The sequence below is a fragment of the Paenibacillus rhizoplanae genome, assembly GCF_042684125.1.
GTDB classification, from domain to species: Bacteria; Bacillota; Bacilli; order Paenibacillales; family Paenibacillaceae; genus Paenibacillus_AQ; species Paenibacillus_AQ rhizoplanae.
In genome coordinates this window covers 15,241-29,388 of sequence record NZ_JBHUKY010000058.1, presented here as the reverse complement: position 1 = coordinate 29,388, position 14,148 = coordinate 15,241, and the positions used below count along the sequence as shown (strand labels likewise).

Annotated in this window: 13 protein-coding genes; all 13 read left to right on the top strand. The window is 33.8% G+C overall.

The genetic code is table 11. The features are described 5' to 3' along the window. Positions 1–4 precede the first annotated feature (4 nt). The 13 genes from ACFSX3_RS24840 to ACFSX3_RS24780 all read left to right on the top strand — a co-directional run bounded on the left by ACFSX3_RS24840 (position 5) and on the right by ACFSX3_RS24780 (position 14,136). Positions 5–685 carry a hypothetical protein gene (locus tag ACFSX3_RS24840; RefSeq protein WP_209993561.1) on the top strand — a complete coding sequence of 227 codons (681 nt, stop codon included), beginning with the start codon at positions 5–7 and terminating at the stop codon, positions 683–685. A 2-nt stretch (positions 686–687) separates the two neighbouring features. Then, complete coding sequence (locus ACFSX3_RS24835) at positions 688–1,737, top strand: stalk domain-containing protein (protein WP_209993562.1); 1,050 nt, start codon at positions 688–690, stop codon at positions 1,735–1,737. A 106-nt stretch (positions 1,738–1,843) separates the two neighbouring features. After that, positions 1,844–2,446: a sugar transferase gene (locus ACFSX3_RS24830; RefSeq protein ID WP_379255346.1), complete on the top strand. Its 603-nt coding sequence runs from the start codon at positions 1,844–1,846 to the stop codon at positions 2,444–2,446. 39 nt (positions 2,447–2,485) lie between these two features. Then, positions 2,486–3,376 (top strand): NAD-dependent epimerase/dehydratase family protein, encoded by an 891-nt coding sequence (locus ACFSX3_RS24825; protein ID WP_209993563.1) that lies wholly within the window; start codon positions 2,486–2,488, stop codon positions 3,374–3,376. After that, positions 3,373–4,578, top strand: a complete 1,206-nt coding sequence (locus ACFSX3_RS24820) for a glycosyltransferase family 4 protein (protein ID WP_209993564.1) — start codon at positions 3,373–3,375, stop codon at positions 4,576–4,578. Before ACFSX3_RS24825 ends, ACFSX3_RS24820 begins: the two co-directional genes overlap by 4 nt. Positions 4,579–4,636: 58 nt before the next feature. Continuing rightward, on the top strand, positions 4,637–5,653 hold the full coding sequence (locus tag ACFSX3_RS24815) for a polysaccharide biosynthesis protein (RefSeq protein ID WP_209993565.1): 1,017 nt from the start codon (positions 4,637–4,639) through the stop codon (positions 5,651–5,653). Positions 5,654–5,657: 4 nt separating this feature from the next. After that, entirely contained in the window at positions 5,658–6,773 is a 1,116-nt protein-coding gene (locus ACFSX3_RS24810) for a polysaccharide biosynthesis C-terminal domain-containing protein (RefSeq protein ID WP_209993566.1), read from the top strand. A 2-nt stretch (positions 6,774–6,775) separates the two neighbouring features. Then, entirely contained in the window at positions 6,776–7,909 is a 1,134-nt protein-coding gene (wecB, locus tag ACFSX3_RS24805; RefSeq protein WP_209993567.1) for a non-hydrolyzing UDP-N-acetylglucosamine 2-epimerase, read from the top strand. Continuing rightward, positions 7,902–8,897 carry a glycosyltransferase family 2 protein gene (locus tag ACFSX3_RS24800; RefSeq protein ID WP_209993568.1) on the top strand — a complete coding sequence of 332 codons (996 nt, stop codon included), beginning with the start codon at positions 7,902–7,904 and terminating at the stop codon, positions 8,895–8,897. Before wecB ends, ACFSX3_RS24800 begins: the two co-directional genes overlap by 8 nt. Before the next feature lie 46 nt (positions 8,898–8,943). Further along, positions 8,944–10,161 (top strand): glycosyltransferase, encoded by a 1,218-nt coding sequence (locus ACFSX3_RS24795; RefSeq protein ID WP_209993569.1) that lies wholly within the window; start codon positions 8,944–8,946, stop codon positions 10,159–10,161. A gap of 32 nt (positions 10,162–10,193) precedes the next feature. After that, positions 10,194–11,462, top strand: coding sequence for an O-antigen polymerase (locus tag ACFSX3_RS24790; protein WP_209993570.1), 1,269 nt, complete (start codon positions 10,194–10,196; stop codon positions 11,460–11,462). 33 nt (positions 11,463–11,495) lie between these two features. Then, positions 11,496–12,740, top strand: coding sequence for a glycosyltransferase family 4 protein (locus ACFSX3_RS24785; RefSeq protein WP_209993571.1), 1,245 nt, complete (start codon positions 11,496–11,498; stop codon positions 12,738–12,740). Positions 12,741–12,807: 67 nt separating this feature from the next. Then, positions 12,808–14,136, top strand: a complete 1,329-nt coding sequence (locus ACFSX3_RS24780) for a flippase (protein WP_209993572.1) — start codon at positions 12,808–12,810, stop codon at positions 14,134–14,136. The last annotated feature ends 12 nt before the right edge of the window (positions 14,137–14,148 follow it).

Here is a 14,148-nt window from a genome sequence, read left to right as displayed (position 1 = left end):
TGAAGTGAAGAGATGGAAAAAAGTGTTGATCTGGACGTTGTCGGTCATCGTGGTGTTAGGTGTTGGCGGGCTATTCGCAGCCAATTATGCTGTCGATAAGCTGATGAACTCAATGGCAGGCGGTTTCGATGTGGAAGCCGGCAATACGCCCAGTGTCCCTCAAGGACAAGTGATTGAGCCTGTGGTAGCAGATAGTGACCCGTCTGCGGAGCCAGCAGCTTCCGTTGATCCGGCTTCAAGCTCTGCACCAGCTAGCACACCTGCATCCGGTAATGCCGCTGATCCGGCAGCTGCCAGCACGGACAAGCCGATAAGTACTGGCAAGCCTGCAAGCACTCCTGCTCCTACCCCTGCGGGTGTGGATGGATTAGCCCATATTTCAACGGACAAGGCCAAGGAAGTTCAAGAGAATGTAACGATCACAGATAAAGCGAATGTGGCAGCCATTGTAGCCGCTAAGCTCAGTGTCTCAGATATTAAGAGATTGCAAGAGCTAGCTCAAGGCGGACTTAGCAATGAAGAGAAGCGGGAAGCCCGTAGCATTATCCTCGGCAAGGTCTCAGAGGAGCAATATAACGAATTAGCTCAGATTGCCAAGAAGTACGGCGTCAGCCAAGGCAAGACCCGGGATCAGATCTTAGCTGAAGAAGAACAACTCAAAGCCCAAGAAAAAGGAAGTGAATAGGCATGTTCAAGATCAAGATTCCTGCAGCAGCACTTCTGAGCGTAGCCTTAATGGGCTGTGAGCCCCTGACAGCATCGGCCCCTGTTACCGTAGCGGCAGCTACCCCTGTAGCAACTGCAACAGCTGCTCCCATCAAAGCGTCTAATGCTATCAAAGTGCAGAATGTGGATGTAACCTTGCTATTCGATGGTGTAGCACTACAGCCGCCAGCCGGACAACATGTGTTCATGTACAATAACACCACCTATGTCCCTTTGCGCTTCATGTCCTATGCCCTGCAGAAGAGCGTAAGCTGGGATGCCAAGAACCTGAAGGTAACCGTAGCTGAGCCAAGCAGTTCAGAGATGGTGGTCATTAAGGAATACCTGATGAATGCGACGTCCAGTCCTTCTTATGCAGCCAAGAATATTACGCTGAACAACGTTAATGCAAGTTATGTATTTAGCGGGAGCACTAAGGCATTACCGAAAGGCCAGTCCAGTTATCTGCTGAACGGCTCGATCTATGTCCCCCTAAGATTCTTATCGGAATCCGTAGGAAATTCCATTAGCTGGAATTCGAAAACAAAGACCATTACTGCAAATTCTAAGAACTACGAAGAAAATACAGCTTCGGCGAAACCAACCGACAAGGGAATTAGTCCAGCTGCAAGTGCAACACCGGCACCAGCAGCAACTCCAGCGGCTGAACCAGGTGGAGCAGCAGGCGGTTCAGGATCGGCAGGAACAGGGTCCGGTAAGGTTTCATATGAGAGTATTACTAGTGAGACTGAAGCGAAGCTGAGCGCGCTACAGTCGCAGAGCCAAGCTGCTTTGACAGGAATACTTCTGGAATACTTAAGTGCAACAGATGATACCGCCAAGCAGAGTATCAAAGAAAAAGGGAAGCAGCAATTAGCTTCGTCTAGAGCATCTTTCAATAGTATACTTGCTGACGCTGAACAAAAACTAAACACTAATGGATATAGCACAGCTATTATAAAGCAGTATAAAGACGCATTTGAAGCAAGCCTTCAACAGGGGATAGCGGGAGCTGCATCACTAGTAAATTAAGAGTTGAAGAAATCATCAATAAATAGAAGTGTGGTTCACAACTATTGTTATCTTTTGTACGCAATTGTAGCTGTGAACCATAGTAACTTAAGGACAAGGTGAACGTATGAAGCCTTATATGATCGTAAAACAAACTTTAGATTTCATATTGGCTCTAATTGGAATGCTCCTGTTATGGCCTTTTTTCTTGATTATCGCTGTGGTAATCAAGTCTACATCTAAAGGTCCTGTTCTATTTCGGCAAAAACGGTTAGGCAGGAATAAGCAAGAATTCTATATTCTCAAGTTCAGAACCATGCGTACAGATACACCAAGCGATATGCCTACACATCTGCTGCAAGATCCAGACTTTTTCATCACCAAAGTAGGCAAATTCCTCAGGAAGACAAGTCTCGATGAGCTTCCTCAGATTATAAATATTCTCAAAGGCGACATGAGCATAATAGGCCCGCGCCCTGCACTGTGGAACCAGGATGATCTAATTGCAGAGCGAGATAAGTATGGAGCGAATGAGATTAAGCCTGGGCTTACCGGGTGGGCGCAGGTTAATGGGCGGGATGAGTTGGAAATTCAATTCAAGGCTAGTCTGGATGGAGATTACTGTAGTAAGATGAATTTTTGGTTTGATATTAAAGTCTTTACAAAGACCTTATTTATGGTTCTCAAGAGCGAAGGTGTTAGGGAAGGCAAACAGAGTCAGTCGATTTAATCAATACAAACTATATCAACATTATAATTGAGGTCAAGTATGAAAAACATTTTAATTACAGGTTCTTCGAGTTATGTGGGGAATGCCTTAGGGGACTGGCTTAGAAACTGGCCTGAAGCCTATAATATTGACTTTATCTCAATGAAAAATGCCTCGTGGAGTTTAGTGGATTTAAGTATTTATGACGTTGTTTTTCATGTTGCAGCTATTGTTCACAAGAAAGAAAAAAAGTATATGGAAGAACAGTACTTTGAAGTGAATAGAGATTTAACTTTAGAGTTAGCTAATAAATCAAAACTTGCTGGTGTTAAACATTTCATCTTTATGAGTTCATTTTCAGTTTATGGGATTGAAGGTGATATAACTAAAGATATTATGGTATCAGCTAATACTCAGTGCAGCCCGAATTCTTATTATGGAAAGAGCAAATATGAAGCCGAACTAGGACTGCAATTTTTGGAGTCAGAAGAATTTAAGATCTCAATAATAAGAGCTCCTATGATTTATGGACCAAACTCTCCAGGGAATTATGAAAGACTTAGAAAGTTAATTCTGCAAATCAAAATATTTCCTTACATAAATAATCAAAGAAGTATGATCTTTATAGATAATCTTTCTGAGTTTATAAAGTTAACTATAGATAATGGAACAAACGGTGTTTTTTCTCCTCAAAATAAGGAATATGTGAATACCTATGAATTAGTAAAGCTGATATCAGAAGAGAATGATGCAAGTACCTTTTATTCTAAAAAATTAGGGGAATTAGTTTTGAAAGTAGGCAAGAAGAAGAGCATTGTCAATAAAATCTTTGGGAACTTAAAATATGATTTAAGTATTTCAAATTACTTTGATTATAAATATGCTCTAATAGACTTTCCAGATTCTATTAAATTATGTGAAAAAATATCTGAAAAGAGTGCTGAAAATTGAAAAGAGATGTACTGATATTATGCCAATATTTTTATCCTGAGTATATTTCATCTGCAACACTCCCCACGGAGATGGCAGAAGATATGGTTGCTAGCGGGCTAACTGTAGATGTTCTTTGCGGTTATCCGTTGGAATATAGTAAAGCAAAGAATTTACCTAAAGAAGAACAATATAAGCAAATAAATATTAGGCGTATAAAATATATTCAATTGGATAAGAAAAAAACTTTGAATAGGCTTATTAACTATTTTTCTTTCATAGTTAGTATGTTTTTAAGATGGCCTAGTATGCTGAAATATAAAAGTATCATTGTATACTCTAACCCACCGTTATTACCTATAATTCCAGCTTTATTAAGTGTCATTTTTAGAAGGAAATTCATATTTGTTGCTTATGATATCTATCCTGACTTAGCGGTTCTAATGGATACAATAAAAAAGGGTAGCCTGATCTATAAGGTGATGAAAATTACAAATAGGATAGTATATAAAAATGCTGAGCATATAGTTGCTTTGGGTGAAGAAATGAAAAGCTATATGCTGGAAAATAAATTAACTTTAGAAGAAGAGAAAATTAAAGTGATTCCTAATTGGTATGATGGAACCAAACTGAATCTCCAAAAAGGTAATAGAGTAAAAGGAAATAGGAAATTCAGAGTGCTTTACAGTGGAAACATGGGGACATGTCAAGATATGGACACAATACTTAACTGTATTCATACTATGAGAAATTATCATAATGTTGAGTTTGTATTAACAGGACATGGGAACAAAGTTGAAGAAATAACCTCATTTATTAAAGAGAAAAACCTTGAGAATGTAGAACTACATGGATTCTTATTGGGTGAAGAGTATATTAATATGCTCACTTCAGCAGATTGTTATCTTGTGAGTCTGGAACGAGGGGTTGAAGGCATGAGCGTTCCCAGCAAAACTTATAGTTATTTAGCTGCGGGGAGGCCACTATTAGCAATAATGTCTTCGACAACAGATATCTCAATGAAAATTATTGATAATGCTGCAGGTTTTTCATTTGAGCAAGGTGAAGTGGATAAACTGGCCCAGGCAATCGGGTATTTATCCAATAATACTGATATTTGTGATGAAATGGGGGCAAATGCTTTCAAAGTTTTCAAAGAGAATTATGAAAGGCAAATAAGTACTAACAAATATATAGATTTGATTAAAACATCTGTTATATAAATATATAAAAAGTTTTCTGGAAAATAATATCTAGCTTATATTAAGGAGTGGAACTATTTTGTTTACTGGAAAAACGTTATTAATCACTGGTGGAACTGGGTCTTTTGGTAATGCCGTACTTAAGCGTTTCTTAAATACTGAGATAAGTGAAATTCGAATTTTCTCAAGAGATGAAAAAAAGCAAGATGATATGCGGAAAGAATTAAGAAATGATAAAGTGAAATTCTTTATAGGGGATGTAAGGGACTATAATAGTGTAGCCGCAGCTATGCATAACGTTGATTATGTTTTCCATGCTGCGGCCTTAAAACAGGTTCCTTCATGTGAATTCTTTCCAATGGAAGCTGTGAAAACAAATGTGATTGGCACTGAGAATGTTCTTAATGCTGCAATTGCTTTTGGAGTAAAAAAGGTTGTATGTTTGTCAACAGATAAAGCTGTATATCCGATTAATGCAATGGGTATTTCTAAAGCAATGATGGAGAAGGTAATGGTTGCAAAATCAAGAACTATATCTCCAGAAAATACATTAATATGTGGGACTCGTTATGGTAATGTAATGTGTTCTCGTGGATCAGTCATTCCGTTATTCATAGAACAAATTAAAAATTATGAAGATATAACTATCACTGATCCTGATATGACAAGATATTTGATGTCTTTAGAAGATGCTGTTGAACTTGTACTCTTCGCATTTAATAAAGCCGTACAAGGCGATATCTTTGTGCAAAAAGCCCCTGCATCTACTATAGGAGAGCTTGCGCTCGCGCTAAAGGAACTATTTGAGTCGGATAGTAATACTAAGATTATTGGGACAAGACATGGTGAGAAACTGTACGAAACATTGCTTACGCGAGAGGAAATGTCTAAAGCAGACGACTTAGGAAGCTATTATCGAATTTCAGCCGATACCAGAGATTTGAATTATGATAAATTCTTTGAACAAGGTGACAAGGAGATTTCCGAAGGATGGGAATATAATTCTCACAATACTGAAAGATTAGATGTGCCAGGCATTAAAGAACTCTTGTTAAGTCTAGATTTGATCAAAAAAGAACTTAATGGTAGGGGCTAATAAAATGAAGACAATTTTAGTTACGGGGGCATATGGTTTTATTGGACGTAATTTAATAGCTTCTCTTAAATGTAAAGAGGATATTGAAATATTAAGAATTGGCTCTAAACATTCTCTACGGGATTTAGAAGAGTACGCACTTAAAGCAGATTTTATTTTTCACCTTGCTGGGATCAATCGGCCCATGAATGAAGAAGAGTTTATGACTGGCAATTTTGATTATACTCAACATCTGGTAAATATACTGCACTCACACGGTAGGAATACTCCAATCGTATTATCATCTTCTACACAAGCCGAACAAGATAACCCCTATGGGAAGAGTAAGCGTGCAGCAGAAGAGGTGGTACTTTCTTATGGACGGGAAGTAGGGGGGGATACGTTTGTGTACCGATTGCCAAATGTGTTCGGGAAGTGGAGTAAACCTAATTATAATTCTGTAGTTGCAACATGGTGTTTCAATATAAGTAGAGATATACCCATTCAAGTAAATAATCCGGATGCTGAAATAACATTGGTATATATCGATGACGTAGTAGATTCTTTCATGAATAAACTAGATGGTATGAACACGATGAATTCCACTGATTTTTATAACATTCCTCGTTCTTTCAGTATTAAGCTTAAACATCTAGAAGCTAGCTTGTTAGCTTTTAAGAAAAGTCGGCACACATTAGTTATTTCGGATTTGAAGAATGATTTTGAACGTTTTTTATACAGTACATACTTATCCTATTTACCAGAAGATGATTTTGGATACGATCTGGAAATGAAGCATGATAATAGGGGGTGGCTAGCAGAATTTATTAAAACAGAACATTCAGGGCAAGTCTTCATCTCACGCACTAAGCCGGGAATTACTCGTGGTAACCATTGGCATCATACTAAAGTCGAGAAATTCCTAGTAATTGAGGGTGAAGCTATAGTGAATTTCCGTCATATCGAAAGCGAACAGATCATTGAGTATCCCGTAAATGGGCGACAGCTAAAAGTAATAGATATTCCACCAGGCTATACGCACTCCATTACGAACACGGGTACTTCAGACGTTATTACTCTATTTTGGGCAAATGAGTTGTTTAATCCTGATAAGCCAGATACTTATTACTTGGAGGTATAAATATGGAAAAGCTAAAAGTCATGACCATCCTTGGTACAAGACCAGAAATAATTCGGTTATCTGAATGTATAAAAGCTTGCGATAAATATTTCAATCATATTCTTGTACATACAGGCCAGAACTGGGACTACACATTAAATGAGGTATTCTTCAATGAACTTGAACTTCGGCAACCTGATTATTTTCTAGAGGCAGTAGGAACTAATCTCGGGGAAACAATGGGTAATATTATTGCCAAATCGTTTGAAGTCCTGGACAAAGAAAAACCAGATGCTCTTCTAATCTTAGGAGATACGAATAGTGCTCTCAGTGCAATTGCCGCAAAAAGGTTAAAAGTACCTATCTTTCATATGGAAGCTGGAAACAGATGTTTTGACCAGAATGTGCCGGAAGAAATTAATCGGAAAATTGTTGATCATATTTCGGATATTAACCTGCCGTATACTGAACATTCAAGAAGATATTTATTATCTGAAGGTTTCCGTAAAGAACATATCTTTGTAACAGGTTCACCGATGCAGGAAGTGTTACAAGCCCATATGGATAAGATTGATGCAAGTGATGTGTTAGAGCGATTAAATTTAGAGGCTGGAAAATATATTATTGTCTCTGCTCATCGAGAAGAAAATATTGATAACGAGCAGAACTTTATGTCTCTGATGACTGCAATAAACAAAATCGCGGAGAGATACCAAATGCCAGTAATATACTCCACACATCCTAGAAGTATGAAGTATATTGAAGAGCGGAAATTCAAATTCCATTCGCTTGTGCAGAATCTTAAGCCGTTTGGGTTCTTGGATTATAACAAGTTGCAAAAAAATAGCTATTGTGTTCTTTCTGATAGTGGTACTTTATCGGAAGAAAGTGCGATGCTTGGTTTTACAGGTGTTCTACTTAGAACTTCAACTGAACGTCCTGAAGTACTAGATAAAGGCACTGTGATAATTGGAGGAATAAACGAGATAGAACTTTTGCAGGCTGTTGAATTAGGTATTACAATCTCACAGGTGAATAAAGAGAACATATTAGTTCCAGACTATGAAGATAGAAATGTATCACTTAAGATAGTTAAAATTATACAAAGTTATAAATTTATTATTAATAGCTATGTTTGGAGAAAAAGTAATGATTAGTGTGATAATTCCATTATTTAATGTAGAAAGATTTATTGAAGAGTGTCTAAGATCTTTGGAAAATCAAATCTATAAAAACTTTGAAGTTTTAATAATAAATGATGGTTCTACTGATAATTCAGTTTTCATTGTGGAAGAATATATTAAAATAAGTTCTATGTGTATCAAATTAGTAAGTCAAAAAAATGCAGGTGTAAGTGCTGCTCGCAATAAAGGAATAGATGAAGCTATAGGGGAATATTTATGTTTTGTAGACTCTGACGATATGGTCACACCTGAGTATCTAAGCGGATTAATAGATTTGATTAAAACTAATAAGTCTGAAGCTGCTTTTTGTGGATATAAAATGGTTTCTGAAAATTACAAAATAGATAAACATTTAGAAAGTTATAATTTAAGTTCACATGAAACAATATCATCCTATCAAGCTTTGGAAAAATACCTATACCATGAATTTGTGTCTGGTGCATGTTCACTTCTAGTAAAAAAAGACTTACTAGAAAAATATGAATTGAGATTTACTGAAGGCTATCGCTACAGTGAAGATTTGGAAATGGTATGGAAAATAATATCGATATGCAAGAGTATTTCTATAAACAAAAATCAAATGTATCTCTATAGAACACGCAGAGGATCAGCAATGACTTTTGTTGACGAAAAAAGGGATGATGGATTTAAGTTAATGATAGGTTTGGAAGAGCATTTTAGGTATTATAGGCCTGATTTTTTTATGGAATTTAGTAAGTTTGGAGTAGCAAGATGGGTATGGGCTACATTATGGCAAATTGCAATTACAAGTGAAAATTATAGTGACTTTAAAAGTAATACTAAACAATATAATCCTGAAATTTATATGAGAAGACTATTTAAATTTCCGGAGTGTAGAGTTAGTATTAGCTCGTTAATTTTTTATTTATCACCCTTTATTTACTATGCAATTGTAAAAAATATTGGGAAAATTTTAATACAAAGAAAAAAGATTATTTAGAATAAGTTATGAATTGAATAAATAGGAGTATATGGAGAGGTGGAAAATGAACATACTTTATTTCGGTAGTGCATGTGACAAAGAATGGTTTACTTTAATCTCAAATAGGCGCAAGTTACCTTCGTTAGTAGCACAATATAAGTTTGAAACAGCTATGCTTGAAGGCTTTTCAAATATAAATGATATAAATATGAAAATTTATTATCTATATCAAGAAGCGTATTATCCAAAGGGGGAGATATTTTTTAGAAGAAAGAAAGCTAAAATAAACAAGAAATATATTATCAACTATATTTCTATTATAAATTTACCGATGCTTAAAGAAATTATTTTTTTTCTTAAAGGTTTTTTAAAAACATTATTCTGGGGAATAAAAAACCGGAGAGAAAAAGAAAAGGTGATTCTTACTGCTTTTAATTATACTCCTTTATCTGTTGGTATATTCTTAGCAGCTAAATTATTTAGTATTAATAGAATAAACATATTCACTGATCTTTCGTCTGATATTATAAATGACCAAAGACAAAAGGATATGATATGGTTTAAAAGATTGATACTTCCAATTTACTTGAATTTGGTTGAGAAAGTTGAAAGTAGTTATGATATGTATATCTTGTTTACTGAAGCAATGAATTCGAGAGTTAACCCAAACAATAAACCGTATTTAATTATAGAAGGTATATACAATAGTCAACTTGATATGAAATATAAGAAAAAAGAACGAGCCTTGATGTATGCGGGAACATTAGCACAAGAGTACGGTATAAAAGTTATTCTTGATACTTTTGAACAAATTCAAGATGAGAAACTCGAATTATGGATCTTTGGTGATGGAGACATGAAAACTTATATCGAAAAATTGTGTAACGAAAATAAAACGATAAAATATTTTGGTTTTTTACCGCATGATGAAGTTTTTGACTATGAAAAAAGAGCTACTCTTTTAGTGAATTTTAGAGATCCCCAAGATAAATATACTTCATATTCTTTTCCATCTAAGACATTTGAATATATGGTGTCAGGTACACCATTCTTAACTACCAAATTAAAGGGTATACCAGATGAATATTATAACTATTTGTTCACTGTTGATAAATACAGCATAGATAATTTAAAGGATAAAATAATTGAAATACTAAATATGAATAGTGATGAACTAGATTTGGTTGGATTTAAAGCAAGAAACTTTATAATAGAAACGAAAAATAGTCTTGTACAAGCTACAAAAATTATTAAAAAGATCCAAAATGATTTAATAAAGTGAATATAAGAGACTTTTTCATTAAGGAGAAAATAATGAGTTATTTAATTGGTCTTATTTGTATTCTTTTTGTTTTTCTATCATATAAATATGATCATAAATTATATAATCCATATATTTTATTTAATTTATGGTGGGGAACAACTATTTTTATTTCTGGATTGGGTCTTTTTGGGATTTATATTCCGAACGTAAATACTTACTTTTTAATGCTTTTGGCAATAGTTTTTTTCAATTTATCAGCGTTCTTTAAATTTAGAAAGATTAATAAATCTACATTGAAAATTACAATAAACAAAAATCATAATAATAATGAAAATAAGTCCATTAAGTTTGTGATATTTATGGAGTTAATTATTATTGCATATTTATTAAAAAGAACAATATTAGTACTGAAACTCCTTTTATCGGGGATGAGCTACCAAACTATTAGGTATGAATTCTTTTATGCGGATAACATAAATAATGGATATGATCAATTAGTTAATGCTTGGTTTGTTTTACCGATAATCACCTTTAGCATAATTCTTCTTTCTCTAATGATTATAGAGAAAAGAAATAATAGAGTTTTGCTAATTTTAACTTTAATAAGTGTTGGACAGTATTCTTTTTCTTCTGGCGGACGAAGCTTATTACTAACTTCTGGTTTAATATTAATAATGTCATGGATGATTAGTAAGGATAAAGTCAAGGTTAGCTTTTTAAGTAAAATAAAAATACGTATTAGCATGATTGTACTTGTGATTGCGATGTTTACAATAACTATCTTTAGAAATGATACATTAGGAAACCCTATAATTCAGGCTTTTAAAACAATAGTGTTATATTTCACAGCTCCATATATCTATTTCGAAAATTTAATCGGTCTTGTTATTCAAGATAAAGTGACACTCTACGGGGGAGCTTTTTTTGGAGGAATTATTGATGTGTTTGTGCTGTTTTGCAGATACATAGGCTTTGATTTAACACAAATCTCCACTCATGTTGGGAAATATAATCAATTATATCTATCGGTTGGAGATAGCTCATACTATAATGCATTTCCCACTATGATTTTTACATTCTTCTACGATTTTGGTTACTTGGGGATAGTACTAGAGTCTTTTATATTTGGGTTAATGGCAAATTATTTCTATGGGAAAATGAAGAGAGAAGATAGTACAGCTTCAAAGGGAATATATATTATTATTGTTATAATGATTTATGAAAGCGTAATGAGATGGATTGGAACTAGTGCAACACCTTGGATTGTTATTTTATTATTATTCATATTTGATAAAATATCTAAATTTAAAAAAACTTGAAATAGATATAGAAAAGAAGTGGAGGGATATAAAATGCGTGTTTTATGGCTTACTAACATAGCAATACCTGAAGCAAGCAGTTTAATGAATGATGATATTCTTCCTTTGGGAGGGTGGCTTGTCAATACATCGAAAGATTTATCAGTTCAAGAAGATTTAACTCTGTCAATTGCGTTTCCTTATAAAAAAAATAGAAATCAAAAACTACAGGGTGAAAAAATTATATATTATTCTTTTCCTGCAATTAAAAACGAATATGATAGTGACAACCTATTAGAAATAATAAATGAATTTAAGCCTGATATAGTACATGTATTTGGTACTGAATTCACACATTCCCTTACTATGATAAATATCTGTAATGAGAAAAATATAAAATCAATTATATCAATCCAAGGATTAGTTTCTATAATAGCTCAGCACTACCTAATGGGACTTCCTGCTAAGGTGAAATATGGATTTACCCTTAGAGATTTTATCAAAAGAGATAGTGTACTGCAACAAAAAAAGAAATTCGCAATGCGTGGAAAACACGAGATTAAAGCTTTGAAAAAAGCTGAAAATGTAATAGGAAGAACTAGCTGGGACAAGGCCTGCACAACACAAATACATCCTGATATCAATTATTATTTTTGTAATGAAAGCTTGAGAGAAGAATTTTACAAACATACATGGGAATACGAAAACTGTGAGATTCATTCTATATTTGTAAGTCAAGCCTCATATCCAATAAAAGGTTTGCACATTATACTACAGGCATTACCAATAGTTTTGAGGAAATATCCTGAAGCTAAATTATACATAGCAGGTGCTGATATTACAAAGTCTGATACTTTATTTCAAAAAATGAAAATATCAACTTATGGGGCATATATAAAATCATTAATAAAAAAACATGAATTAGAAGATAATGTTTTTTTCACTGGGTACCTTAATGAAAGAGAAATGTGTAATAGGTTTCTAAAATCAAATGTATTTGTTTCTGCATCAATTATTGAAAATGAATCAAACTCATTAAGTGAAGCAAAACTATTGGGAGTTCCTTCTATTTCCTCCTATGTAGGTGGAGTGACCGACCGAATAAAACATAATGAAGATGGATATTTTTATCAATACGACGCAAACTATATGTTGGCTTATTATATATGTGAAATATTTGATGATAAAAGTAACACTATTAAACTATCTCGAAATGCTAGGGAAAACTCCATTAAATATCATAACGTTCAAGAAAATACTGAAAAACTCCTAAATATTTATAAAGAAGTACTTAGATAAAGGGGAGCTTAGTGTTAGTAATAATATGTGGAAATCTCTAATTAATTTAAATAAAGTGGTGACAATCATGAATGTGAAAGATAAACTTATTGATTTTGAAAAAAAAAAGATTAATGGCGCAGCAAAAAAAACATTTATTAACTCTGGATGGTTGATTACTGATAAAGTTGTCACTATGATTATAGGCATATTTATTACAGCTGTCATAGCCCGATATTTAGGACCTGAAAATTATGGGAAATTTAATTATGCTCTAGCTTTCGTTTCCCTATTTACAGCTATTTCAACGTTAGGATTAGAAGTTTTAACTGTAAAATCTATTGTTAATAAGGATGAAAATGAGGGCACTATATTATATACAAGTTTAATACTTAGAATTATAGGCGGGGGGATTTTAATAATCCTTTCTTCTATTTTTATAAGACTTATCGAGCCCAATGATTCGATGTTACATATCTTAGTGTTAATTATGTCTTTTTCAATGTTAATTAAATCTTTTGAAGTAATTGAATATTGGATTCAGGCATATCAACTAGCTAAAGTAACCTCCATTATACACATTATGACAACCCTTATCACTGCAATATTAAAAATAGGCTTGATAATTTTCAATGGTGGACTTATTGCTTTTGCTTTAATTTATACTATTGATGCGATATTAATTAGCATTGCGCTCACTATTTCATATTTTAAATTAAGAGAAAATAGATCTTTTTGGAAAGTTAGTATTGTCTATGGAAGAGGTATTTTAAGACAAAGTTGGTATCTTATTCTATCAGGTTTAATGATAACGATGTATATGAGGCTGGATCAAGTAATGCTAGGCTATATGATGGATACCAAAGTTGAGCTGGGAATTTATTCAGCTTCCGCTCGAATAGCAGAAATGTGGTATTTCATACCTATGGCAGTAATCACTTCATTTAGACCTGTGATTATGAAGAAAAAGGGGGATAATATTGACTACATAGACTCAATACAAAAACTATATAAAATTATAGCGTGGATGGGAATACTCATCGGTATTATTATCATTATTCTAGCGAAACCGATCATATTAATTTTATATGGTGTTGATTATCTAAGTGCTTCTAAAATACTTTCTGTAAGTATTTGGGCTGGAACTTTTGCTATGTTGGGTTCTGCTAGATCAATATGGTTAGTTTGTGAAGGCCTGCAAAAGTTCACCCTAGCATATACGTTTGGTGGATTGATAGTAAATATTATTTTAAACTATTTTTTAATACCTCATTACGGTGCGTTTGGAGCAGCAGTTGCGACTCTGGTTTCACAGTTTTTCGCAAATATAGTTGTATTATCATTATTTAAAAAGACAAGAATCTCTTCTATTATGATTCTAAAATCGTTTATCCCTAAATTTCATTTGAAGAAATAGTTTATTAAAGGA